20 protein-coding genes are annotated in these 23,045 nt (G+C 66.5%); 12 read left to right on the top strand and 8 right to left on the bottom strand.

What is annotated here, in order from left to right; genetic code table 11:
• Nucleotides 1–40: 40 nt before the first annotated feature.
• The gene (locus tag HW274_RS11970) at nucleotides 41–3,157 is read left to right on the top strand and encodes a DUF3427 domain-containing protein (RefSeq protein ID WP_221935776.1); all 3,117 of its coding nucleotides are present in this window, start codon (nucleotides 41–43) and stop codon (nucleotides 3,155–3,157) included.
• Nucleotides 3,158–3,174: 17 nt separating this feature from the next.
• Here HW274_RS11970 and HW274_RS11965 read toward each other — a convergent pair whose 3' ends face one another.
• From HW274_RS11965 to HW274_RS11955, 3 genes are read right to left on the bottom strand one after another with little or no spacing between them, the layout of a single operon-like run.
• Complete coding sequence (locus HW274_RS11965; protein ID WP_185988880.1) at nucleotides 3,175–3,918, bottom strand: cupin; 744 nt, start codon at nucleotides 3,916–3,918, stop codon at nucleotides 3,175–3,177.
• Nucleotides 3,915–4,724: an ABC transporter gene (locus tag HW274_RS11960; RefSeq protein WP_185988879.1), complete on the bottom strand. Its 810-nt coding sequence runs from the start codon at nucleotides 4,722–4,724 to the stop codon at nucleotides 3,915–3,917. Before HW274_RS11960 ends, HW274_RS11965 begins: the two co-directional genes overlap by 4 nt.
• Nucleotides 4,721–5,521 (bottom strand): ABC transporter ATP-binding protein, encoded by an 801-nt coding sequence (locus HW274_RS11955; RefSeq protein WP_185988878.1) that lies wholly within the window; start codon nucleotides 5,519–5,521, stop codon nucleotides 4,721–4,723. Before HW274_RS11955 ends, HW274_RS11960 begins: the two co-directional genes overlap by 4 nt.
• A 130-nt stretch (nucleotides 5,522–5,651) precedes the next feature.
• Between HW274_RS11955 and HW274_RS11950 the strand changes: the two genes are divergently transcribed.
• Together HW274_RS11950 and HW274_RS11945 are read left to right on the top strand one after the other, a co-directional pair.
• Entirely contained in the window at nucleotides 5,652–6,713 is a 1,062-nt protein-coding gene (locus HW274_RS11950; RefSeq protein WP_185988877.1) for a sensor histidine kinase, read from the top strand.
• Nucleotides 6,710–7,441, top strand: coding sequence for a response regulator transcription factor (locus tag HW274_RS11945; RefSeq protein WP_185988876.1), 732 nt, complete (start codon nucleotides 6,710–6,712; stop codon nucleotides 7,439–7,441). Before HW274_RS11950 ends, HW274_RS11945 begins: the two co-directional genes overlap by 4 nt.
• A gap of 138 nt (nucleotides 7,442–7,579) precedes the next feature.
• Here HW274_RS11945 and HW274_RS11940 read toward each other — a convergent pair whose 3' ends face one another.
• Both HW274_RS11940 and HW274_RS11935 read right to left on the bottom strand, forming a co-directional pair.
• Entirely contained in the window at nucleotides 7,580–8,758 is a 1,179-nt protein-coding gene (locus HW274_RS11940; RefSeq protein WP_185988875.1) for a bifunctional glycosyltransferase family 2/GtrA family protein, read from the bottom strand.
• 1 nt (nucleotide 8,759) lies between these two features.
• Nucleotides 8,760–9,791: a phosphodiester glycosidase family protein gene (locus HW274_RS11935; RefSeq protein ID WP_185988874.1), complete on the bottom strand. Its 1,032-nt coding sequence runs from the start codon at nucleotides 9,789–9,791 to the stop codon at nucleotides 8,760–8,762.
• Between the two features lie 247 nt (nucleotides 9,792–10,038).
• On the opposite strand from HW274_RS11935, the gene HW274_RS11930 reads away from it, so the two are divergent.
• The 6 genes from HW274_RS11930 to HW274_RS11905 all read left to right on the top strand — a co-directional run bounded on the left by HW274_RS11930 (nucleotide 10,039) and on the right by HW274_RS11905 (nucleotide 15,352).
• On the top strand, nucleotides 10,039–10,242 hold the full coding sequence (locus HW274_RS11930) for a hypothetical protein (protein ID WP_185988873.1): 204 nt from the start codon (nucleotides 10,039–10,041) through the stop codon (nucleotides 10,240–10,242).
• Nucleotides 10,239–10,955 (top strand): ATP-binding cassette domain-containing protein, encoded by a 717-nt coding sequence (locus HW274_RS11925; RefSeq protein ID WP_185988872.1) that lies wholly within the window; start codon nucleotides 10,239–10,241, stop codon nucleotides 10,953–10,955. Before HW274_RS11930 ends, HW274_RS11925 begins: the two co-directional genes overlap by 4 nt.
• Complete coding sequence (locus HW274_RS11920) at nucleotides 10,930–12,069, top strand: hypothetical protein (RefSeq protein WP_185988871.1); 1,140 nt, start codon at nucleotides 10,930–10,932, stop codon at nucleotides 12,067–12,069. Before HW274_RS11925 ends, HW274_RS11920 begins: the two co-directional genes overlap by 26 nt.
• Before the next feature lie 180 nt (nucleotides 12,070–12,249).
• Nucleotides 12,250–13,422: an ABC transporter substrate-binding protein gene (locus HW274_RS11915; RefSeq protein ID WP_075254053.1), complete on the top strand. Its 1,173-nt coding sequence runs from the start codon at nucleotides 12,250–12,252 to the stop codon at nucleotides 13,420–13,422.
• Entirely contained in the window at nucleotides 13,422–14,597 is a 1,176-nt protein-coding gene (locus HW274_RS11910) for an iron ABC transporter permease (RefSeq protein ID WP_081376216.1), read from the top strand. The genes HW274_RS11915 and HW274_RS11910 overlap by 1 nt, the downstream gene beginning before the upstream one ends.
• Complete coding sequence (locus HW274_RS11905) at nucleotides 14,594–15,352, top strand: ABC transporter ATP-binding protein (RefSeq protein ID WP_075254052.1); 759 nt, start codon at nucleotides 14,594–14,596, stop codon at nucleotides 15,350–15,352. Before HW274_RS11910 ends, HW274_RS11905 begins: the two co-directional genes overlap by 4 nt.
• Before the next feature lie 13 nt (nucleotides 15,353–15,365).
• On the opposite strand, the gene HW274_RS11900 is transcribed toward HW274_RS11905, so the two are convergent.
• Together HW274_RS11900 and HW274_RS11895 are read right to left on the bottom strand one after the other, a co-directional pair.
• Entirely contained in the window at nucleotides 15,366–16,463 is a 1,098-nt protein-coding gene (locus HW274_RS11900) for a tetratricopeptide repeat protein (RefSeq protein ID WP_178384997.1), read from the bottom strand.
• 5 nt (nucleotides 16,464–16,468) lie between these two features.
• Nucleotides 16,469–17,869: a 26S protease regulatory subunit gene (locus HW274_RS11895; protein ID WP_075254050.1), complete on the bottom strand. Its 1,401-nt coding sequence runs from the start codon at nucleotides 17,867–17,869 to the stop codon at nucleotides 16,469–16,471.
• A 129-nt stretch (nucleotides 17,870–17,998) separates the two neighbouring features.
• On the opposite strand from HW274_RS11895, the gene HW274_RS11890 reads away from it, so the two are divergent.
• The gene (locus HW274_RS11890; RefSeq protein WP_075254049.1) at nucleotides 17,999–19,255 is read left to right on the top strand and encodes a multidrug effflux MFS transporter; all 1,257 of its coding nucleotides are present in this window, start codon (nucleotides 17,999–18,001) and stop codon (nucleotides 19,253–19,255) included.
• 74 nt (nucleotides 19,256–19,329) lie between these two features.
• Here the strand turns inward: HW274_RS11890 and HW274_RS11885 are convergent, their stop codons facing one another.
• Nucleotides 19,330–19,743: a serine/threonine protein phosphatase gene (locus tag HW274_RS11885; RefSeq protein ID WP_075254048.1), complete on the bottom strand. Its 414-nt coding sequence runs from the start codon at nucleotides 19,741–19,743 to the stop codon at nucleotides 19,330–19,332.
• A gap of 679 nt (nucleotides 19,744–20,422) precedes the next feature.
• On the opposite strand from HW274_RS11885, the gene dnaK reads away from it, so the two are divergent.
• Both dnaK and HW274_RS11875 read left to right on the top strand, forming a co-directional pair.
• The gene (gene dnaK, locus HW274_RS11880; protein WP_075254047.1) at nucleotides 20,423–22,282 is read left to right on the top strand and encodes a molecular chaperone DnaK; all 1,860 of its coding nucleotides are present in this window, start codon (nucleotides 20,423–20,425) and stop codon (nucleotides 22,280–22,282) included.
• The gene (locus tag HW274_RS11875; RefSeq protein WP_075254046.1) at nucleotides 22,279–22,908 is read left to right on the top strand and encodes a nucleotide exchange factor GrpE; all 630 of its coding nucleotides are present in this window, start codon (nucleotides 22,279–22,281) and stop codon (nucleotides 22,906–22,908) included. The genes dnaK and HW274_RS11875 overlap by 4 nt, the downstream gene beginning before the upstream one ends.
• Nucleotides 22,909–23,045: the final 137 nt, after the last annotated feature.

Genomic DNA, 23,045 nt, shown 5'->3' with positions numbered 1-23,045 from the left:
CCTGACAGGCATGACGTAGCTTCCTGGTAGCTTTCTGTGCGTGACGAACGACGCGCTGCCGATCCCCCACGGTGTGACTCAAATTCTCCTTACGGAAGGGCTTGCCGACGCGCTCGACAAGCACGCCGAGGAGGTTGAAACCAATAAACAAGAAATTCATAAAGTTGAGGTCCCTGAACGGTTCGCAAGGCATGTTGGTAAAGTAGTTACCCGAAGGTTAGAAGCAATAGAATCCCTAGAAAAGCGTTCAGAAGTAGTGCGCCAAATTATGGGGCTCTTGAAGTATGTAGATGAAACCCCAGTTAATCCACCCACGGAGTTAACTGCCGTGCTTCCGAAACGAAGTGTGAACAATAGCCGCTTCCTGGAAACTAGACCGCAGACTCCTTTAAATGATGCAGCCCTACTGACGAATGCCAAAGGAGATCCGTCTCTAATTAGCGAAACTCGTTCGGAAATTGCGTCGGCCGATAATGTTGACCTGCTGTGCGCCTTTGTGAAATGGAGTGGACTGAGCCTGTTGGAGCCGGAGCTACGCGCACTGACTGAGCGAGGAGGAAAACTTCGAGTCATCACGACGACGTACATCGGTGCAACGGAGCGACGTGCACTTGATCGTCTCGTTGAAAAACTGGGCGCCGAAGTAAAAATACAGTATGAAATTAACAGCACTCGACTGCATGCTAAGTCTTGGTACTTTCATAGAAACAGTGGGTGGGATACCGCGTACGTAGGATCCTCTAATCTCTCAGTGCCGGCTATGACTGAAGGCGTCGAATGGAACGTTAGGCTTTCAAAACAGCAAACGGGACAGCTGTTATCGAAGTTTATGCTCACGTTTGAGTCGTACTGGGCTGACTCGTCGTACCGTTTGTATAACCCGGAGGTAGACGCAAAGCGGCTCGATTCAGCATTATCGCAAGCGTCGGGCAAGACTCAAAAAGAATCGGCCATCATACTTGGTGGTCTCGATGTCCGCCCTTACCCACACCAAGAAGAGATCCTGGAGAAACTTCGTGTTGAGCGCAGTATTCATGGAAATCATCGTAATCTCGTGGTAGCGGCAACTGGGACAGGCAAAACCGTCATTGCCGCACTGGATTATAGGGATAATCTTTCAACTCCTGGGCGTTATCCTAGGTTACTATTTGTCGCTCATCGAATTGAAATACTCGAACAGTCGATGCGCACCTATCGTGCGGTTCTTAAAGAAGGTAGCTTTGGTGAGATTCTAGGAGGGGCATACGAGCCGCGCAAGTGGACTCATGTTTTCGCAACAATACAATCTCTGTCTCGCAATCTTGATCGGATCTCGCTGGATCAGTTCGATGTTGTTGTTATCGATGAATTTCATCACGCGGAAGCAGCGACCTACCGAAAAGTTCTTCAGGCCTTGAATCCAACTGAGCTCGTTGGTCTGACAGCAACGCCAGAACGCGCTGACGGAGTAGATGTTGCCACATTCTTCGATAACAAAACCGCGGCGTCTATTCGCTTGTGGGATGCATTGGAAACCGATTTACTGTGCCCGTTTCACTATTTTGGTATTTCCGATAATACTGACTTAACTGCGCTTAAGTGGGTTCGAGGCAAGTATGATGATAATGTTCTTTCAGATTACTTCATTAACAATGATGCTAGAACTGCGCTTATCATCGAACAGCTTAACAATAAGGTGTCTGATCCGGAGTCCATGAGGGCTTTGGGGTTCTGCGTGAGTGTCCAGCATGCTCAGTACATGGCGAACGCTTTTTCGGCGGCAGGCCTGTCGTCGCTGGCTGTGACAGGGCATTCGACAAGTGAAGAGCGAACAGATGCGATAAGGCGTCTGCGGTCGGGCGAAATTGTTGCGATCTTTACTGTCGATCTCTATAATGAAGGAATTGATATTCCGGAAGTCGATACTGTCCTGTTCCTGCGACCAACAGAATCTGCCACCGTATTTCTGCAGCAGTTGGGAAGAGGGCTCCGTAAGTCCTATGGAAAAGCTGTGTTGACTGTTTTAGATTTCGTTGGTGTGCAGAGACAAGAATTTCGTTTTGACCAGAAGTTCCGGGCGCTCACTGGTGTTACAAGAAGAGGTCTTCGTGAGGGAGTTGAGAAGGGATTTTCTTACTTGCCGCCAGGTTGTGATGTGAGTTTAGATGAAGCCTCTCGTGAGGTGATTCTTGCGAATCTTAAACGTCAGGTTAATCCTACGTGGAAACAGGTGGTTTCGGAGTACAGAAAGCATGCTATGGATGGCTCAGGTGGGTCTTTGCTGCAGTTTATTTCCGAGGCGGACTATGAGCTTTCAGATATCCTAAAAAGCAAGGATAAGAACTGGACAGCATTGCGGCGTGACGCAGGGTTCTCGATCGGCGACCTGGGGCCACTGCATGATAAAATTATCAAACGTGGGCAGGCGCTGGCTCATGTTGATGATCCGCTCCGTTTGAGTGTTTACCGAAAACTCTTGGATGGAACACTTGGGCCATGGCCGGAGTTGTCTCCCGAACACCAGCGATTGGCTGCGATGTTGTTGTTTACGGTACGTCCTTCTAGTGTGGGTTTTACGAGTCCGGAACAGGCTCTTAATGTTGTGAGGGCGGAGCCGGCTGCGCTTGCTGAGTTTTTGGAAATTCTTGATGTGGCGGAGAGTCGCATCGCTCATTTGGCGAAGCCCATGAACGGGCGATTGGAAGGCGAGGTGATATTGACTCATGCGAGGTATACCCGAGAAGAGATTGTGGTGGGGATGCGCTACGGAGGGTTTGAGCGCAGGCCAGATTCGTTAAGGGAGGGGGTGTTCTATAGTGGAGAGTTATCAACAGATGTGCTTTTAGTCACCTTGAAGAAGAATGAGAGATACTACTCTCCAACAACGATGTATCGAGATGCGATCATTTCACCTTCAATTCTTCATTGGGAATCTCAGTCAACAACGTCTGTCGACTCACCGACGGGGAGGCGGTATGTCAATCACAAAGAGAAAGGAAGTGAAGTCGTTATATTCGTTCGCGAGACCAAGAACGGGGAGTTTGGTGGTGCGGCGCCGTATCTCTGTTTAGGGACGGCTGATTTTGTGAGTGCCCAAGGGAGTCGGCCTATCGAGATCGATTGGAAGCTGCGGACGCCGATTCCTGCAGATATCGTCGCCAGGATGACGCTTCAATAGTTCATCGCGAAAGATTGTCATCCATCCGCCCGCACTAGCCGGACGATGCCGGCCATCTGGGCGGCCGTCGTCCAGGCCAGGATGATGAGTCCGGCAGAAGTGACGTCCGCCCGCGATGCGTCCGCCGCCAGCCAGATATGGGCCGCCTGGCCCGGGAGCCAGCGGGCGGCGTCGCCCAGGAACGCGGCCAGTTGCGGTGCCAGAATCACCAGCACCACGGCCGCCGTCGACGCACCGGTAACGCTGCGCAGCGCCGCACCGAGACCAGCCGACAGCAGTAGCACCGCCGTCAACCAGACCACGGTCCTTCCGCCGGCCCACAGCGCCGCCGTCGACATCGCCGGACACACCGCCAGACTCGCCCCGACCAGGACGCTCGCCGTCACCAGTCCCATACCGGCCAGCGCCATGAATCGCGCCGCCGCCAGCCGACCCCGCACCGGCGTCACCAGCAGACTCGTCATGCCCTGAGCCGTGGAGTGTTCGGCACCCGCCGCGGCCACCCCGGCCGCCACGAAGCCGATCTGCACCGCCAGCGCCCACACCGGAGCGACCTCCTCGAAACCGAGGCCCCGCCCATCCGCCACGTCACGCAGAACCGACATCATCGTGGCGGCCGCCGCCGCGCCCGCCACCGCCGCTGACCACCGCATCGCAGGCAGCGTCACCACTTTCACCAGCTCCGCGCGCAGTGCCCGCCCCCAGGCGGTCGCCGCCCCAGCGGTGGCCCTCACCGTGCTGGTCGCACCGGTTCCGCTCATGCGTCCCGCCTTATCCACACCCAGCAGCACACCGCCGCGCACCCGCCCGCCCATGCCGCGCAGACGGCGGCCGCCATCGGGATCGACAGCAGCTCGACAAGCCGGTCGTAGTTGAGCGTCGTCGGGTTCGCAATGAGCCGCACCGCCGCCGTGTCCGGCAGGAACCGGGCCGCATCGGTGGACTTGATGAGCAGCACCCCCGGCGAGAGCATCGTCGACATCGCGACGAGGACCGTCATCGACACCAGCGCGCTGCGCGTCACCATCGCCAGCGCCATCGACGCCATCGCTGAGAACACCCACCACGTCAGGATCCCCGTCAGCATCCACCACGGCACCGACTCGAAGGGCAGGTTCGACCCCAGCAAGTGCCGGCACACCGCAAAAGTCCCCGCCCACGCCGTCGCCAGCAGCACCGTCGCAGCCCCCAGCACCACGAGCAGCTTCGCGGCCACCGACGCCCCGCGCCGCGGCTGCACCAGCATCGTCGTCGCCACCTGACGCGGAGCGCCGGAGGCCCCGCTCGTGCGCGGATCACTCGCGTACTCGCTGACCACCACACTCACCGCCAGCACCACGATCCCCGTCGTCCCCACGTACAGTCCGATGACGCCGACGTCGCCCAGCCGCGCCGGCGCATCCGGGTCGCCCGCCGCCAGCCGCGCCGCCAGGTCATGATCCGTGTAGTACTCGATCAGGAGCGGCAGGACGACCGCCAACGCAGCCCCCAGCCAGGCCCCCGGCAGGCCCACAGTCTTGCGCACCTCCGCCGTGAGGGAGCGCACCAGCGCCGTTGCCGCGCTCATGAGCGGCCCCCGTCCTCGCGCTCGTCCCGGCCCGCCCTGCCCGCCCGGTCGGCCCGTCCAGTCCGGCCAGCCTGACTGGCCCCACCGCCGGCCTCGCCCCCGGTCGGGGCGGTCAGCGAGAAGAAGGCCTCCTCCAGGTTCGCGTAGCCGGCGGCGACCTCCTCCAGCGTCCCGGCCGCCCGCACCCGCCCACCGGCGATGACGACGACGTCGTCGGCCACCTCAGTCAGCTCGGCCAGAACATGACTGGACAGCAGCACTGTGCCCCCGGCGTCAGCCCGCTGCCGAAGCAGCCTGCGAATCCACCGGATCCCCTCCGGGTCCAGGCCATTGACCGGCTCGTCGAGGACCAGCACCTCCGGGTCACCCAGCAGCGCCGTCGCCAACCCCAGCCGTTGCCCCATTCCCAGGGAGAAGGTGCGCACCCGCCGCCCGGCCGCCTCACTCAGCCCGACGACGTCGAGCACCTCAGCCACCCGACGCCGACTGATTCCCGCACCCGAGGCCACCCAACCCAGGTGACCTCGGGCCGTGCGCGAGGGATGCGCGCCCGAGCCGTCGAGTACCGCCCCCACCGTGCGCAGCGGCTCACGCAACTCGCGGTAGGTGCGCCCGCCGATAAGTGCCCGCCCGCTGTCGACCCGATCCAGCCCTAGCAGGCACCGCAGGGTCGAGGACTTCCCGGCACCGTTGGGGCCCACGAATCCGGTGACGCGGCCCGGATGGGCCTCCAGGCTCACGCCGTGAAGCACCTCCCGCGCCCCGTGCCGCTTGACGAGGTTCTCAATAGCGATCATGGGCCAACTCCAGCGCGCCGAGCGGCAGCGCGCATCGGCCGCCCAGCCGAGGCGGTCCCGCCGCCTCAGACCCAGGTCCGTCAGACCCCGGTTCGATGAAGCGCCCGAGCCGCCTTCCTAGACTGGCCGCGTGCCAGCCCCAGACGTCCCACCGCGCCACTCGCCGCTCGGGCGCGCCATCACCGGGCTGACCGTGATTGTTCTTGGCCTGGGCACCCTGGTCGGCTACTCCCCGGATCCTTCTCGGCGCGCCCAGATGACGGTGCTGCTCGTCATGGCTGGGCTCGTCGCCGCCTCCCTGTGGCTGCGGCGGCGCGACCGGCGTGCCCACGAGCGGCGCCTGACCCAGGAGACCGCCGCGCGCGCCGTCGCCGAGGACCGCCTCGTCATTGCCCGCGAGCTGCACGACGCCGTCTCCGGCAACCTCGGAGCCATCACCGTGCGCTGCGCCGTGGCCCGGCGCCTCGAGACCACCCCCGACGGGCTGCGGACCGCACTCGACGACGTCGAGACCGCCTCCCGCGAGGCCACCGACGCGTTGCGGCGCATGCTCGCCGTCCTGCGCGACGAGAACAGGCGCCCGACGCCCGGGGCGCTGGCAGCGATCCCGGCGGGAGACGCACCGGTAGCCGACCCCGGCCCCGTCAACAGCCTCGCCGAGAGCCTTCGGGAGCTGATCGGCAGGGCCCGCCGCACCGGTGTCACCGTCGATCTCGACGCCGAAGCGCACCCCGGCGCAGATGTGGGCACTGCCCAAGCCACGGCGATGACTGACGGTCTCCCGGCTCCGACGGCGCAGGCCGCTACCCGGGTCGTGGCCGAGGCCCTGGCCAACACCACCCGCCACGCCGGCCCCACGCGCGCCCGCGTGACCCTGCGCCGGGAGCCGGGACGGCTGCGCATCGCCGTCGTCGACGACGGGCCCGCGACCGGATGGGAGCCCCACCCCGGGGCCGGGCAAGGACTGCGCGGACTTCACGAGAGCCTGACGGCGCTCGGTGGAACCCTGACCGCAGGCCCCCGCGCCGACGCCCCCGGCTTCGCCGTCGAGGCCATCCTGCCCATTCCCACCGACGACGCGGCCGGGGCCACCAGCAGCTCCCTGGGTTCCGGAGACAGTGTGGGCCCGGAACGCAGACCCACCCATGAGTCACCGGATACCGACCCCAGGAGCGACAGGGGCAACCCATGACGGATCCCACCAATGCGCTGACCGACAAGACCGACAAGACCGACGAGGCTCCCGGCGCCCCCATCCGGGTCCTCATCGCCGAGGACCAGGCCCTCCTGCGCACCACCCTGGCCGCCCTCCTCGAGGCCGAGCCCGGCATGAGCGTCGTCGGCCTGGCCGAGGACGGTGCCCGCGCGGTCGCCCTGGCCACCGAGCTGCGCCCCGACGTCGTCCTCATGGACATCCAGATGCCGGGCCTGACCGGCATCGAGGCCACCGGAAGGATCTGCGCCGACCCGGCGCTCGCGGCCACGCGCGTCCTCATCCTCACCATGTTCGAGATTGACGACTACGTCCTGGGCGCCCTGCGCGCCGGCGCCTGCGGCTTCCTCCTCAAGGACGCCGACCCCCAGTCCCTCGTCGACGCCGTGCGCACCGTCCACGAGGGGCAGTCGCTGCTCAGCCCCCAGGTGCTCTCCCGCCTCGTAGCCCGCATGCCGCGCACGACGTCGACCGGCACCTCCCGTAGCACCTGGGCCAGTGATGTTGAGGCCCTCACGCCCCGCCAGCGCGAGGTCCTCCTGCTCATCGCTCGGGGCCTGTCCAACACTGAGATCGAGGTCGAGCTCGGCATCACCCGGGCGACCTGCCGCAGCCACATCACCGCGCTCCTGGCCCGACTGGGCGCCCGCGACCGCGCCCAGCTCGTCATCGCCGCCTACGAGGCCGGCCTCATCAGCCCCCGCTGAGGTCCACAGGGGGCGAACTGGATCGAGGTCGTACCTTAGGGCGTGAGTTCGAGGGGTAGGGGTACGACCTCGAGACCTACGGTAGGACCTCGCGGAGGCCGGCACTGCCCTGGTCGCACCAACTGCCCCGGGCTCACCTCACCTCCGCTCCTTGAACACCAGCCGGCGCTGCACCACATAGCTGGCCACGTAGATGGCCCCGTCGCCAAGAACCTTGGCGATCCCCAGCGGAATCCCGACCGCCGTGAGCGCCTTGAGCACCAGGTAGCTGGCCGCCAGCAGGCTCACCGCCAGGACCGCGTAGCGCACCGCCGTGCGCACCACTGTCCCGCGCCGCGCCCGGAAGACGCGGCGATTCATGAAGAAGTTCGCCGTTCCGGACACCAGCCGCGCCCCCACGACCGCCGCCAGCAGGCTGCCCGTCATCGCGAAGATGACCATGACACCCAGCCAGTCGATCCCGAAGCTCGCCAGCGACGCCCCCATGAACCGCAGCAGCGGAGCATAGATCCGTGCCGAGTCCTGCACCGGCCGGAAGTGGGAGGAGGTGTTGCCCGGCTCGTAGACCGTGGCGATCTCCACCTGCTCCACCACCATCCCCAGCTCGTGGGCGCGCAGCAGCGCGGAGAGCTCGTACTCGTAGCGGTCCCCGGGAACCTCCTGCAGCCACGCCAGCCGCCCGGCGGGGTAGCCGCGCAGGCCCGTCTGGGTGTCGCCCAGCCTCCAGCCGGTCGCGCCCCGGAACAGCAGGGCGGTCACGTCGTTACCGATCCGGCTGCGCAGCGGCACCGGCCCGGTGAAGCGCCGCACCCCCAGGGTCATGTGCCCGGTCTCGCGCACCCGCGCGGCCACGGCCTCAATGTCCGACGGCGTGTGCTGCCCGTCGGCGTCGGCGCACACCACGTCCGCATCGGGCCAGGTGGCGGCCGCGTGAGCCAGGCCCGTGCGCAGCGCTTGACCCTTGCCCTGGTTGACCGGGGAGCTGACGACTTCGGCGCCTCGGGCGCGGGCGGCGGAGAAGAAGGGCGCGTACTGCGGCCCCGAGCCGTCGTCGACGACCAGCACCGCGCAGTCCCGGCGCGCACCGCGCAGACGGGCCACGAGCACGGCCAGACGCTCATCGGGCTTGTAGGCCGGGATGAGGACCACGAGCGTCACCGCCGCCCGGGGACGGCGCTCGCCCCCGGCCCGCGCCGCCGTCCGGTTGCCCACCGTCCGATTGACCGCAGTCCGATTGACGGCAGTCCGGTTCGCGGGGGCGATGACCCGCGGCAGGATGCGCGGTGAGGTCTGAAGGGCTGTGTCAGTGCCGTTCATCTCAGGCTCCGTTCGCGATGTAGAGGATGTCGGAGGTGTCGCGCTCGCCCCCGTTGGAGGGCTGGTTGATGATCGAGCCGTTGAAGTACATGGCTGACGAGCCGCCGCCGTCGATGTTGTAGGCGCAGGCGCACCCCAGGTCGGCCATGATCTGGGCGAGCTCGCTCATGGTCACGCCGCGTGAGTAGCCCTCGTTGCGGCCGTCGACGACGACGAGCTTGAGGTGGTTCGTCTCCACCCACCCCACGGCGGTGCGCGGCTGTTTGCCCTGGATGGAGTGGTTGCCGACGTTGGTGTCCACCTCGACCTGGTCGATGCCGGAGAGCACCTTGGAGTTGTTGACCAGCGCCGGCCCGAAGGACAGCGTGTTCCACACGCCCGCGTCCAGGAGCGTCTGCGCCTTGGTGGTGGTCTCGTCGTAGACCTCCACGCGCCCGTCGCTGTAGAAGGCCATGCCGTCGCGCGTGCCGCTGTCGCGGTAGATGACGCCGTTGCGGATGAGGATGCCGTCGCTGCGGAAGCCGTAGTAGTCGCCGTTGATGGCCAGGATCGCGTCGTGTTCGGAGGCCATCGTGGTGGGCTTGGCGACGATGTTGGTGCCGTAGGAGTTGTTGGCGAAGGCGCTGCGCAGGTCGGTGGCATTGGTGAGCTTGACGTCGGCCACGTAGTAGGTGACGGTGTCGTTGCCCGAGCCGGTGGAGACCTGCTCAATCTTGATGCTCGTGTTGGACGAGGAGTAGGAGTTGTCCCCGACCGTCACGTTCGTGGCCGGGGTCGCCGAGGAGCCTGCCGCCTTCTGCGCCTTGGCCTCCAGGGCGGTGACGTCGTCGACCTCCACGTGTTCGATGACGAAGCGGTTGAGCGCCCAGGCGCTGGTGCCAGTGGCGGCCAGGCCCAGGACGGCGGCGCCTCCCAGGAGGAACCGGCGGCGCGGGTGCTTACGGGACGTCGAGGAGCGGTCGCGCCGGCCGGAGTCGTGGTCCTGGCCGGACTGGTGGGACTCGGGCGGGCTGAGGGTGTCGGAGCTGTGCATGACTCAACCGTGTCGGCCCCGCGTATGCCAGGCGTAGGTTGACCTTGTGGGTCTCCTGTGAAGCCGCGGCTGGTGGAACGACGCTGAGAATGCCGGCGCGTCAGGTGTCAATACTCCCGGAGGGTGAGAGTCCTGCGCGCAGATGGTCCCTGAATTCCTTTCAAGGGGCCTGACCTGGGCCTACAGTGAAGGGAGAACGGGTAGATGGTGCCCACCGTGAGAATCTGCGACAAAGGAGGCGGTCGTATTGTCGGAACGGACTCTGCGCATCTTCCGCATTGCGGTTGTGGTGCTCAACGTGATGGTGGCCGTCGTCTCCTTCCGGCGGGGAGACACCTCGGCCATGGTCATCGCCATTGCTGTTGCCGTACTCTTCCTGATCCAGCTGGCCCGTTCATCCTCCGACGGTAGGGGCCGTGGTCGAGACGACCGCACGCCCCCGAGCTCATGAGCGCCGTCGGTGATGCCCCGGCCCTCCTCCTCGAGGTTGAGGGCCTGTCCGCCTGGTACGAGCGAGACCGACCGGTTCTCACCGACGTCTCCTTCGTCCTCGAGGCCGGCGAGGCCGTGGGCCTCATCGGTCTTAACGGCGCCGGCAAGACCACGATGCTCACCTCCTTGTGCGACGTCCACCGTGGAGCGCGCTTCGATGTGCTGCGCTATCGGGGGCGGAAGGTGCGCCCGGGCGACGAGCGATTCAAGGCCGCCCGCTACCTCAGCCTCGCCGACGACTCCTCCTTCCCCACCTGGAACCTGGAGGCCTTCATCGGCTTCCTCGAGCACGCCTATCGCCTGCGCCCGGACCGTGGCCGCCTCGAGGAGCTGATCGAGGGCTTCGACTACGGCCGCTACCGGACCACAGCCTTCTCCCGCCTCTCCAGCGGTTCACGGAAGAAGGCCAACCTCATCGCCGCCTTCTACCTGACCCCGCCCCTCCTCTTCCTGGACGAGCCGGTCGACTTTCTCGACTTCGCCGCCACCGAGTTCCTCTACCGCTGCATCAACGACGCTGTCGCGTCCGGCCGCTCGGTCCTGCTCAGCTCCCACATCGCCGAGTCCTTCACCCGCTGCACCCGGCGCCTCTACGTGCTCTCCGCCGGCCGGATGACCGGCCCCTTCTCCACCCCTGAGGACTCCGATGCCGTGGCGGCGCTGGTCAGTTAGCCGGGCCGCCCTGAAGGCGGTGATCGGGCAGTTCCTGGGGCGTCAGACCGTCTTGAGCGCCGTCATCCTGTGCGCCCTGGCCGCCTGGTTCGGGACGTCGACCGACCTCCGCGTCAACCCGCGCATCGCTGTCGCCGGACTGGTCCTGGCCCCCGTTGGCCTGTCGGCCACCATCGCCTCGACCTGGATCGGCTCCGGCCGCTGGGACGACCTGGCCCGCTTCCCGCTCCGACGCGACGAGCTCGCCCGAGCCACCTGCCTCGTGGCCGGCACCGTCATCCTGCTGGAGGCGGTTGTGCCCATCACCCTGTTCATCACGCTGGCCGACGGCGGGAGGGGCGGCCCGAGTTCTGAGGCGGGTATTGCCGCGACGACGGCGGTGGAGATGGTCGTCGTCGGTCTCGGAGCCTCGTCGCTGGGGCTGACTCTGTGGGCGGGAGAGCGGATCGGGCTGCGCTGGGCAGCCGGTGGGGCCCTCGCCGTCGGAACGCTCCTCTGGTGGCTCGCGCCTGCGGCCTCGGCTCTCCTCTTTGCCGTCTGCGTCGTAGCGATGCTCGGCTGCACCGATGGGTTGCGGGTGAGCCGAACGCAGGTGGGAACCGTCCGTAGTCGCCGCAGCCTGGTGCTCGGTGAGCTGGCCACCGTGCGCACCACGCAGGTCAACACTCTCATGATGCTCGTCGTCGGCCTCTTCCTCACCTACACCATGGCCCGCCGCGGTCTGACGATCCCACTGCCTATGGCCTTCGTCGTCGTCAACACGCCACTGAACGCCTACTTCTCCCGCTACCTCAGCACTCGCACCGTGGTGATGGCCGCCCCCGGATCGAGGCGGGTCCTCGTCGCTTATGCCCGAGATCTCACGCTGTTGTACATGACGTCCAACTGTCTGGTGGGTGCACTGATCGTCTGGCTGGGAGGAGGTCTTGTGGAGGTGGTTGCAGCCGGAGTGGTGGTCTCGCTTGCCGGGGCGTCAACCGCGGTCCTCCTGGAGATCTACTGGCCGCTGACGGGCTGGAAGTCCGAACGTGACGTCATGCGTCACCCGCGCAAGTACCTCCCGCCGGCTGTGGCGCTGCTCGCCGTCATGGTCGTCCACGCGCTCGCGCCGTAACCGCCTCGTAGGGCCCGTGGCGACTCGTCGCGCTCGGCGCCCCTGTGTCAACCTCTACATACCTCCCGTAAGATTTGTGTGACCTTACTAAAATTAGATGACGTCCCTTGGCAAATTAACTGAGGTGGCCCTAAGGTCCTAGGTGCTTCGTGTTCGCCCTCGCCTCACCGAAGGACTCTTATGCGCCGTCGTACTCTGCTCATGGCCCTCCCACTGACCGCCGTCCTTGCCAGCTGCGGAGTCGCCTCCCGCGCCGGCAAGGGCTCCAGCGCCGGCGCCTCGGCGGGCGCCTCCGGCGGCGGCTTCGAGGTCACCGACGTCGTCGGCCGCAAGGTCACCTTCAGCGCCCAGCCCAAGAGGATCGTCCTGAGCGAGTCCCGCCACGTCTACTCCCTGGCCTTCCTCAACAAGACCAACCCCATCGACAAGGTGGTCGCCTGGGGCGAGGACCTCCAGAAGGCCGCCCCCGACTTCTACGAGAAGGTCCTCTCCGTGGCCCCCAAGGCCGCCGACCTGCCGAAGATCGGCAACATCGCCAAGGACGGCCTGCCCATCGAGACCCTGGTGAGCTATAAGCCCGACGTCTTCATCATGACCCTGGACGCCTACAACTCCGCCAAGGAGAAGGGCTACCTCGAGAAGCTGGACGGCCAGAAGATCACCTACGTCGTCACCGACTTCCGCCGCGACCCGGTGAAGAACACCGTCCCCTCGGTCACCCTCATGGGCGCCGTCTTCGACAAGCGCAAGGAGGCTGAGACCTTCGTCAGCTTCTACAAGAAGCAGGTCGACCCCATCGTGGAGAAGGCGAAGTCCCTGTCCTCCAAGCCCACCACCTTCCTGTGGCGCGGCCCGGGCGTCAACGACCCCGGCGCCACCTACTCCACCGCGAACCTCGGTGCGATCGTCACCGCCACCGGCGGCACCAACATCGCCGACAGCCTCCTGTCCGGTGAGGAGGGCGTGCTCACCCCCGAGCAGGTCATCGCCTCCAACCCCAAGAACATCATTGCCACCGGCGGCGAGTGGCAGCAGCAGAAGATCAAGGACACCGCCCAGACCAGCTACGTCCACCTCGGTTACAAGGCCGACGAGGCCTCCGCCAAGGCCAGCCTGGAGCAGCTGAAGAACCAGCCCGGCTACGACCAGATCCAGGCCTTCACCGACCGGCACGTCTACGGCATCTACCACCAGTTCTACGACGCCCCCTACAACTTCATCGCCTACCTCACCTTCGCCAAGTGGCAGAACCCCGAGGCCTTCTCCGACGTCGACCCCGCCAAGGTCTGGAAGGACTTCCACGAGCAGCACATGCCCTGGAAGGCCGAGGGCGTCTTCTTCGCCGCCATCTGATGGGGGACCCCAACGTCACGGCTCCTTCCGACGACGTCGCAGCGCACCAGTCCGATACCGGCCGGGTACCGGACGGTGCGGCGTCGATGACGAAGGCCGACGGGCCGGCCGATGCGCCCACGGACACGGCGGCGTCGGCCTACGCCTCCTACCGCCGTCGAACCGCGCGGCGAGTCGCGATGCTCACGGGGCTGGCCACGCTGCTCCTGGCCGTCTTCCTCGTGGCCCTCATGGTGGGGCCCCTGGGATTCAGCCCGGCCCAGGTGCTCGGAGCCCTCTTCGACGCCGACTACGACCCGTGGGTCGCCAACATCGTCATCAACCTGCGCCTGCCTCCGGCGCTGCTCGCGGTCCTGGTGGGCGGGGCACTGTCCCTGGCCGGCGTGCAGATGCAGACGATCCTCGACAACCCGCTGGCCGAGCCCTTCACCCTGGGAATCTCGGCGGCCTCGGCCCTGGGGGCGGCGCTGGCCATCGTCACGGGCCTCGTGCTGCCGGTGGCCACCGGCGCCACCCTGCCGATCGTGGCGATGGCGGCGGGGCTGGCGGCCTCCCTCACCATTGCGATGGTCTCCAGGCTGCCGTCGGTGACCAAGGAGATGACGATTCTGCTGGGCATCGCCCTGGTCTTCAGCTGTCAGGCGCTCCTGGCGCTCGTGCAGTACCGGGCCTCCACCGAGAGCCTTCAGCAGATCGTCTTCTGGTCGATGGGTTCCCTCATGCGCGCCACCTGGCCGGCCGTGGCCACCGTCTCGGCGGCCCTGCTCGTGGCCACGCCCGTCTTCTGGGTCAACGGCTGGCGGCTGACCGCCGTCACCCTGGGGGAGGCGCGCGCCGCAGCCATGGGCATCAATGTGGCGCGCCTGCGCGCGTGGACCCTGGTCGGCGTCTCGTTGCTGGCCGCCCTGTCCGTGGCCTTCGTCGGGATCATCGGATTCGTGGGACTCGTGGGGCCGCACATGGCCCGCGGCCTGGTGGGGGAGGACCAGCGCTTCCTCGTGCCCGCCTCCATCCTGTGCGGCGCCACCCTGCTGACTGCGGCCCACACCGCCAGCCAGCTCATCGTGCCGGGTGTCGCCGTGCCCGTCGGCATCCTGACCGCCCTGGTGGGTGTGCCGGTGTTCCTCACCATCATCTTCGGACGCCAGCGCTCGGCGGTCAGGAGCGGTTCATGAGCCTCATCCTGAACGACCTCACCTTCTCCTACGGCAGGCGGGCCGTCCTCCAGGGCGTCGACGCCACCTGGGAGACGGGGCAGACGGTCGGGCTGCTCGGCCCCAACGGCGCCGGCAAGTCCACCCTGGTCACCTGCGTGGCCCAGCTGCGCCGCCACCTGGGGGAGGTGACCTTCGCCGGGCGCCGGGGCCATGACCTGCGCGGCATGATCGGATACATGCCGCAGGGCCTGCCCGGCGACGCCGCCCTGACCGCCCTGGAGTCGGTGCTCACCGCCTCGCGGCGCGGCATGACCTGGCACACGAGCCGAGCCGATATCGACCTGGCCTGGAGCGCCCTGGACGAGCTCGGGGTGGCCGAGCTGGCCGACCGCCCGCTGGGCCAGCTCTCCGGTGGGCAGCGCCAGCTCGTCGCCCTGGCCCAGACGCTCGTGCGCGAGCCCGGACTCATCCTGCTCGACGAGCCCACCTCCGCCCTCGACCTGCGCCGCCAGGTCTCGGTGCTCTCCCACGTGCGCCGGATCTGCCACCGGGACACCGGGCGCCTCGCCGTCGTCGCCCTGCACGACCTCAACCTGGCGGCCCGCTTCTGCGACCGCCTCGCCATCCTCGCCGGCGGGACGATCCGAGCCGAGGGGCCGCCCGCCGAGGTGCTCCAGCCCGACATCCTCGCCGAGGTCTACGGGCTGCGGGTGCGGATCGTGCCCGACGGCGACCACGTCATGGTCGCCCCCGAGGCCGAGCAGGGGGCTTGAGTGGAGTCTGCTGTCAAGTGTTCCGACGTTGAATGAAGGGCATCAGCAGAGAGCCACCCCAACCGAGTACCAGATGACCGATGCTAATTCCCAAGGTGCTGGAGAGAACGGCGTCGTCTCCCTGGATTGCACGGATGACGCCGACGGTAAGGATTAGCCAAATCACAGGAACCGCTGCCCCCCACAGTATGAGATACCTATGGTGTCGAATGCAGGCGCGCAGCAGGCGCCAGCAGCGGCCTGCGAAATAAAGGTGAAAAGCTCGGATTCGTGCAAGCGTTTCCCAGCATGTGAGGGCCGCCGTCAGAAATAGGGGAAGAAGCAGGATTTCGCTGGTTAGGTGGGAGGTCCTGACTAGGGCGAGGAGTATCGTCGTGAGCAACACGCACCAGAGCATTCCGAGGTGGGTAACGCTCAGGAACTTTATGATGAAGGAGTTGACCGCAATTCGCGCCATAGCGGGTTGGGAGGTGTGGGCGGTGTAGGCGGCAAGCGCCTTGGCCGCCGCATGGGGCCTCGTGCGGCGATCGAGCATCTGGAACTGGAGGAGGAGGGCCTCCTCGTTCAGAGGGTCGAGCCTGAGAGCCTCCTGCAGGGAGGCTCTGGCCGCCTCCGGGTCGGTTGTTCTCTGCACGGCTGCCAGGGCTGCGTAGCTTTCGGCCCTCTCTGGGGCGACCCTGAGCGCCTCTCGGGCGTACAGGAGTGCTTCCTCCGTGCGCTCCATCTTGGTCAGTGCCGTCGCCATGAGGGAGAACAGGGAGTAGTCCTCGGGGGACAGTTCCAGCGCGGTTCTCAGTGAGCGCTCCGCCTCTGGTTCCTTGCCTTGGTAGATCAGGGCGTGGGCCAGAAGGCGGTGGGCCTCGGGATAGTCCGGCGCTGCTGCAATCGCTCGTCGGGCCGCGGCCTCGGACTCCTCGAGCCGACCTGCGGCGCTGTGTGTGACCGCCAGGACCGTGTAGGTGAGTCCGGCGTTACCCGGGTAGTCGGCGAGCAGGCGGGTGAGGATCTGTATGGCCCGCTCGTGCTGCCCGGCCTCGGTGAGCTGGAAAGCCCAAGTGAGCTCGCGCTCGTAAACATCCTCCAAGGAGCCGCCTCCGGGTGGGGCTGCCATAGGACTCATAGTAGGCGGTGCCGTTTCATCCACTTGCGCAGATCCTCGTACTCCCCAGAGGCATCGGAGTACTCGACGACAGCGCGTGCTGTCTCGAACCAGGGGCCGGTCGAGGGGCGGACTTCCTTGAGAGCCGCGTCCATGTCCTGCATATTCATGAGTCGGGGCCGGCCGGTACGCACCGAGTCCATCAGCGCCTTCTCGGCAGCGGAGTCACACACGTGTGACAGGTCGGCCCCGGTCAGCCCGTCGGTCACCCGTGCCAGGGCCTGCAGGTCGATTCCCTCCACGGGTCGCTCACGCAGGTGCGTGTGCAGAATGGCGGCGCGTGCTGGCTCGTCCGGTGGCAGGACGAGCAGTGTCCGGTCCAGCCTCCCTGGGCGGCGCAGCGCTGGATCGATGTCCCAGGGGGCGTTGGTGGCGGCCAGCAGGTAGACGCCCTCGTTGTTGCTGCCAACACCGTCGAGCTCCTCGAGGAGCTGGTTGACGGTGCTGCGCATGCTCGAGTTGCGTGAGAGAGACCGCTTCATGCCCATAGCGTCGAGCTCGTCGAGGAAGAGGACGCAAGGGGCGTGGTCGCGGGCCTGCTGGAATACGTTATGGAGGTTGGCCTCGGAGTTGCCGATGTAGGGATCGAGGATGTCGGAGATCGTCACGGACAGGAAACCTGCTCCCATCTCACCGGCGATGGCACGGGCGATGAAGGTCTTTCCCGTCCCCGGCGGACCGTACAGGAGCAGGCCGCCGCGCAGGCTCTTGCCGTAGAGCCTGCGCAGTTCGGGATTGCGCATAGGCGCCAGGAAGGAGGCCTCGAGCCGGTTCTTGACCTCGGTCATTCCCCCGACGTCGGCCAGGCGCACACCGGCCCGTTCCACCTCCCAGTCCGCCGGGTCGCCGCCGGTCCTGACCGGGCGAGGTTCGGAGAGGCCCTCAGAGCCGGAGGGCTCTGAGGGCCTCGAGGACACGAAGGGTGCAGCCGGTCCACCGAGGTCCTCCTCGGCCCGCTGCCAGTCGAAGTTCCCAGTGCCGTCCGACGTCGTCGAGTTGTTGAATGCCGGAGCCTTGGGTGACTCGGGCGCCGGCGGGGTGGCGACAGCCTCTGACTGGGCCTCCTCTTTCTGTGGCGCGCCGGCGACCGACGACGACACGTCGGTCGCCGGCTCTTCCAGCATGCTTGCCGCCTGCTCGGCGGGGGTCTGCCTGGCTTGCGGCGAGAGTGCCCTGGCCATGAGAGTGCGGGCGGCGTCATCGGTGGGAGCGTGCTGAAGGGCGATGGCGCAGTGAGTCACCGCCTCAGCGCTTCGGCCGGCATCCATAAGAAGCTCAGCCAGGTGAGTGCGCAGCCGGACGTCGTCGGGGGCGGTGTCCACGGCACGTATCAGGGAATCAATCAGAAGGTCGGTCACCCGGTCAGTCTAGAGGCGTGCAGTAACGCAAGTGCTGTTGCGATCCGGTGGTGTGCCCGCCTGCTCCGTGCACCGCATCGCGGACGTGCGCACTGACGGCTCGGTCAGAAATCTCCGTACTCTCAGGGCATGACAGCTTCGCCGGCCGCTCCGTCCGACCACGGGCTGAGGACGGCTTTCCCCGCCACGCTCCTCATTGCCCTGGCCGCGCTCGCGGCCGTCGCTCCTCTGGCCACCGACGCCTACCTTCCGGCCTTCGCCCAGATGGCCGATGATCTGGGCGTCTCCGCCTCCAGCGTTCAGCTGACGATGACCACGTTCCTCGTGGGAATCGCGCTCGGCCAGCTGAGCATCGGGGTCCTGTCCGACCGCCTCGGCCGGCGTCCCCTGCTGTTGTGGGGCAGCGTGCTCGCCCTGGCCGCCAGCATCGGCGCCGCCCTGTCTCCGAGCCTGTCCGTTCTCCTCATCGCCCGCTTCTTCCAGGGGCTCGGGGGAGCGGCTGGGATGGTCCTGGGTCGGGCAGTCATCTCCGACCGTTCCCGTGGGATCACCGCCGCCCGGGCCCTCAGCGTCGTCATGGCGATTCAGGGGATCGCCCCGGTGGTGGCGCCGATTCTCGGGGGCGTGCTCGTCGAGCCCATCGGGTGGCGCGGCATCCTGGGGGTCGTGGCCGCCTTCACCGGACTGCTCGTGGTCATGGTCCTTCTCTGGGTACCCGAGTCCCTGCCCGCCGAGCGGCGCCACGACGGCGGCCTACGGATACTGCTCGACGGCACCCGTGAGCTGGCCCGCGACCATGTCCTCGTGCGTCTGCTGTTCATTAATGCCCTGTCCTTCGGGCTGCTCATGGCTTACCTGTCTGCGGCGCCCTTCGTGCTTCGCAATGTGCTGGGCATGGGGACGGTGGCCTATACGGCGGTCTTCGGGCTGTGTGGGGCGACGGTCACGGTGACGATCGCGGTGGCGGCCTCCCTCGTGCGCCGCTTCTCCCAGGCCCACCAGGTGAGGGGCGGGCTTATCGCGGGGCTGGTCGTCGACACGGTCTTCGCCGGGGTCTGCCTGACGTGGCTGCGCGAGCCGGTGACCGGGCCGGAGCGGATGCCGCTGCTGGTGGCGGTCGTGGCCCTCTTCCTGGCGCACGTGGCCTGTTTGGGGCTGTCGATGGGCAACGCCCCCGCGCTCGTGCTCGACCGCACCGGCCGGTGGGCGGGAACCGGCTCCGCGCTGCTCGGTTTTCTGCAGTTCGTCGTTGGCGGACTCGTCAGCCCGCTGGTGGGTCTGACCGGTGAGGCCAGCGGTGTGGCCTTCGGCGTCGTCATCGTGGCCGTCGGTGCCATCGCCAATGTCCTGGCGGTCTTCGGTCTGCGCGAGAGGGGCGAGAAGTAGCGCCTGGCTGCCCAGGTGAGCGAGCGCCGACAGCAGCGCCTGGGCCAGTGATGGCTCTGGCCGGCAGCGCGTACTCAGGAGGCTGAACGCAGCCGCGTCGTCGGAAGAGGCAGCTCGATGGCACCGATGAGGTCCACGGACTTGGCGACGCTGGTGGCCGACAGGTCCTCCATCGCCCTGGCGACGATGACGCGGTCCCGGTGGATCTCGCGGATCCTGACCCGGATCCAGCTCGCCTCGCCCGTCTGCGGATCCTCTTCCTCAAGGAGCCAGTCCTCCGCCAGAAGCCGCAGACCGATCGCATCCAGGACCGCCTCGGCCTCATCGAGCTCCATGGCCTCGCCGCGCCTGGCCCACAGCCGGTCATACGGGATGAACCGGCCGTCCGCACTCATCTCGATATAGCCTACGTGCTCGCCGTCCTCGCGACGCAGATGATCGAAGACGTCCTCGGGGTCGGGTAGGCCTTCCGGTGGTGGGGCGCTCATGCGTGCCAGGCTACCGGGCTGGTGAACGCCTCCATATCGGTCCAGGCCTGTCGCTTCTGCTGACTGGTGTCACGATTGGCGACTTTTCCGGGGGCGGTACGGCATGGGCAGGCAGCCTCGCAGAGGTGACTTGGGGTGTTGGTGCTGGTCAGGGTTTGTTGCGGGGAGGGGAGTGTGGCGGGTCGAGGCTGGTGGACTCCGAAAAGTCGCCAATCGTGACACGTCGGCGGCGTGTGGGGCTGGGTGGGCTGATCGAGAGCGTACTTTCGCGACGAGGACTGCGTTCTCTCACAGAACTCGCGGGTGGGACCTCAGTCATCTGCAGGAAATCGCAGTCCTCGTCGGGCATCGCAGTCCTCGGTGTGCGGTTGGAGTGCGCCGTCTGGCGCAGCCGGAACCGTCCGCCGCGCTGCCGCGGCCAGGGCGCTTCGCCAGGCAGGTGGCGAGCGCTGTGTCCGCGTGACAGCACTGTGTTGCAGGTCACTGTCAGCTCCGGGAATGGACTGCGGCCTGACAAGGTTGAGCCAGTCAGACTCAAGGTTGTATACAGTCAAGTTGACAGAGCTTGGCTCAATCACAATCCTGAGTGCATACGACTCAACCTGAAGGCGCCGGAACCTCCGGCCCTCACAACAGACATCAACTGACCACAAACCAGCAACCACAAGGAGCACATCACATGGCACGCGCTGTCGGTATCGACCTGGGTACCACCAACTCTGCTATCGCCGTCCTCGAGGGTGGCGAGCCCACCATCATCCCGAACGCCGAGGGCGGTCGCACCACCCCCTCCGTCGTCGCCTTCTCCAAGTCCGGCGAGATCCTCGTCGGCGAGATCGCCAAGCGTCAGGCGGTCACCAACGTGGACCGCACCATCTCCTCGGTCAAGCGCCACATGGGCACTGACTGGTCCGTCGAGATCGACGACAAGAAGTACACCGCTCAGGAGATCAGCGCCCGCATCCTGGCCAAGCTCAAGGCTGACGCCGAGGCCTACCTGGGTGAGCCCGTCACCAACGCGGTCATCACCGTCCCGGCCTACTTCAACGACGCCGAGCGCCAGGCCACCAAGGAGGCCGGCACCATCGCGGGCCTGACCGTGGACCGCATCGTCAACGAGCCCACCGCCGCGGCCCTGGCCTACGGCCTGGACAAGGGCAAGGAGGACGAGCTCATCCTCGTCTTCGACCTCGGTGGCGGTACCTTCGACGTCTCCCTGCTCGAGGTCGGCAAGGACGAGGACGGCTTCTCCACCATCCAGGTGCGCGCCACCAACGGTGACAACCGTCTGGGCGGTGACGACTGGGACGCCCGCATCGTCGACTGGCTGGTCAAGCAGGTCAAGAGCAAGGACGGCGTGGACCTGTCCAAGGACAAGATCGCCATGCAGCGTCTCAAGGACGCCGCCGAGCAGGCCAAGAAGGAGCTGTCCTCGGCGACCTCCACGAACATCAACCTGCAGTACCTCTCCATGAGCGAGTCCGGCCCCATCCACCTCGATGAGAAGCTCACCCGCTCCAACTTCCAGGAGATGACCGCGGACCTGCTCGAGCGCACCAAGATCCCCTTCCACAACGTCATCAAGGACGCCGGGGTCAAGGTCTCCGACATCGACCACGTGGTCCTCGTGGGTGGCTCCACCCGCATGCCCGCCGTCGCCGACGTGGTGCGCGAGCTGACCGGCAAGGACCCCAACAAGGGCGTCAACCCCGATGAGGTCGTTGCCATCGGCGCGGCCCTCCAGGCCGGCGTCATCCAGGGTGACCGCAGCGATGTCCTGCTCATCGACGTCACGCCGCTGTCCCTGGGCATCGAGACCAAGGGCGGGGTCATGACCAAGCTCATCGAGCGCAACACGGCCATCCCGACCAAGCGCTCCGAGGTCTTCTCCACCGCCGAGGACAACCAGCCCTCCGTGCTCATCCAGGTCTACCAGGGCGAGCGCGAGTTCGCCCGGGACAACAAGCCGCTGGGCACCTTCGAGCTGACCGGCATCGCCCCGGCCCCCCGCGGCGTGCCCCAGATCGAGGTCTCCTTCGACATCGACGCCAACGGCATCGTGCACGTCTCGGCCAAGGACCGCGGCACCGGCAAGGAGCAGTCCATGACCATTTCCGGCGGCTCCGCCCTGCCCAAGGAGGACATCGACCGCATGGTCAAGGAGGCCGAGGCCCACGCCGAGGAGGACAAGAAGCGCCGCGAGGACGCCGAGACCCGCAACTCCGCCGAGCAGCAGGCCTACTCCATCGAGAAGCTCCTCAAGGACAACAAGGACAAGCTGCCCGAGGACGTCCACTCCGAGGTCTCCGAGGCCGTCACCGACCTCAAGAAGGCCCTCGAGGGTGACGACATCGAGCCGGTCAAGACCGCTCAGGAGAAGCTGAACTCGGTGGCCCAGAAGGTCGGTGAGGCCCTCTACCAGGCCGACGCCGCCGCCCAGGCCGCGGGTGACGCCTCCGCCTCCTCGGCCGGCTCCACGTCCTCCGACGACGAGGACATCGTGGACGCCGAGATCGTCGACGACGAGGACTCCAAGTGACCTCGGCCGGCCCCACCCCCGAGAACGAGGGCATCGACCCCGAGCTCCAGGCGGCCGTCGAGTCGGCCTTCGAGGAGGTCCCCGACGGCGTCCGTGAAGGACTCGCCCAGGGCTCGCCCGAGGGCGCGGCCGGCCAGGCCGACGCCGCCTCCGATGAGGCGGCGGGGGAGGACCCCCTGGCCCAGGCTCAGGCCCAGGCCGCTCAGGCGGCCGACGACCTGGCCCGGGCCCGGGCGGACCTCTACAACCTCCAGCAGGAGTACCAGGGGTTCGTGCGCCGCTCCCGCGAGGGCGCGGCCTCCCACCGGGACGCCGGTGCCGCCGGCGTCGTCGAGGCCCTCATCCCGGTCCTCGACGAGATCGAGCTGGCCCGCCAGCACGGCGACCTGACCGGCACCTTCGAGACGACGGCCGGCAAGCTCGAGTCGATCCTGACCGAGAAGTACTCCCTGGAGCGCTTCGGCGCCGTGGGTGAGGTCTTCGACCCCACGCTGCACGAGGCCCTCATGGCCACCGAGTCCAGCGAGGTCACCGAGCCCACCATCGCTGCGGTCCTCCAGCCCGGATACCGCCTGGGTGAGCGCGTCGTGCGCGCCGCCCGCGTCCAGGTCGCCAACCCGGCCTGATACCCACCGCACCACACACCCGGCCCGACGGCGGACCTGAGCCAGCAGCTCTGGCGGGTCTGAGTCCGCCGTCGGGCCGGTAGGTGCACCAGGGCGCCCCAGGCCCCAGGGCCGCGGAGCCGCCCCCCCACAATCTT

Origin of the sequence: Actinomyces sp. oral taxon 169, assembly GCF_013394715.1 — a bacterium.
Taxonomy (GTDB): Bacteria; Actinomycetota; Actinomycetes; order Actinomycetales; family Actinomycetaceae; genus Actinomyces.
The sequence above is the reverse complement of the archived record's forward strand: the minus strand, read 5'-3'. Positions and strand labels throughout refer to the sequence as shown.

What these genes read in the sequence shown, in the direction of transcription:
- HW274_RS11890 (WP_075254049.1), top strand. Translation starts at nt 17,999, where the DNA reads ATGACAGCTTCGCCGGCCGCTCCGTCCGACCACGGGCTGAGGACGGCT.
- HW274_RS11885 (WP_075254048.1), bottom strand. Translation starts at nt 19,743, where the DNA reads ATGAGCGCCCCACCACCGGAAGGCCTACCCGACCCCGAGGACGTCTTC.
- HW274_RS11900 (WP_178384997.1), bottom strand. Translation starts at nt 16,463, where the DNA reads ATGGCAGCCCCACCCGGAGGCGGCTCCTTGGAGGATGTTTACGAGCGC.
- HW274_RS11920 (WP_185988871.1), top strand. Translation starts at nt 10,930, where the DNA reads ATGCCGTGGCGGCGCTGGTCAGTTAGCCGGGCCGCCCTGAAGGCGGTG.
- HW274_RS11940 (WP_185988875.1), bottom strand. Translation starts at nt 8,758, where the DNA reads ATGAACGGCACTGACACAGCCCTTCAGACCTCACCGCGCATCCTGCCG.
- HW274_RS11915 (WP_075254053.1), top strand. Translation starts at nt 12,250, where the DNA reads ATGCGCCGTCGTACTCTGCTCATGGCCCTCCCACTGACCGCCGTCCTT.
- HW274_RS11905 (WP_075254052.1), top strand. Translation starts at nt 14,594, where the DNA reads ATGAGCCTCATCCTGAACGACCTCACCTTCTCCTACGGCAGGCGGGCC.
- HW274_RS11960 (WP_185988879.1), bottom strand. Translation starts at nt 4,724, where the DNA reads ATGAGCGCGGCAACGGCGCTGGTGCGCTCCCTCACGGCGGAGGTGCGC.
- HW274_RS11935 (WP_185988874.1), bottom strand. Translation starts at nt 9,791, where the DNA reads ATGCACAGCTCCGACACCCTCAGCCCGCCCGAGTCCCACCAGTCCGGC.
- HW274_RS11910 (WP_081376216.1), top strand. Translation starts at nt 13,422, where the DNA reads ATGGGGGACCCCAACGTCACGGCTCCTTCCGACGACGTCGCAGCGCAC.
- dnaK (WP_075254047.1), top strand. Translation starts at nt 20,423, where the DNA reads ATGGCACGCGCTGTCGGTATCGACCTGGGTACCACCAACTCTGCTATC.
- HW274_RS11945 (WP_185988876.1), top strand. Translation starts at nt 6,710, where the DNA reads ATGACGGATCCCACCAATGCGCTGACCGACAAGACCGACAAGACCGAC.
- HW274_RS11955 (WP_185988878.1), bottom strand. Translation starts at nt 5,521, where the DNA reads ATGATCGCTATTGAGAACCTCGTCAAGCGGCACGGGGCGCGGGAGGTG.
- HW274_RS11965 (WP_185988880.1), bottom strand. Translation starts at nt 3,918, where the DNA reads ATGAGCGGAACCGGTGCGACCAGCACGGTGAGGGCCACCGCTGGGGCG.
- HW274_RS11925 (WP_185988872.1), top strand. Translation starts at nt 10,239, where the DNA reads ATGAGCGCCGTCGGTGATGCCCCGGCCCTCCTCCTCGAGGTTGAGGGC.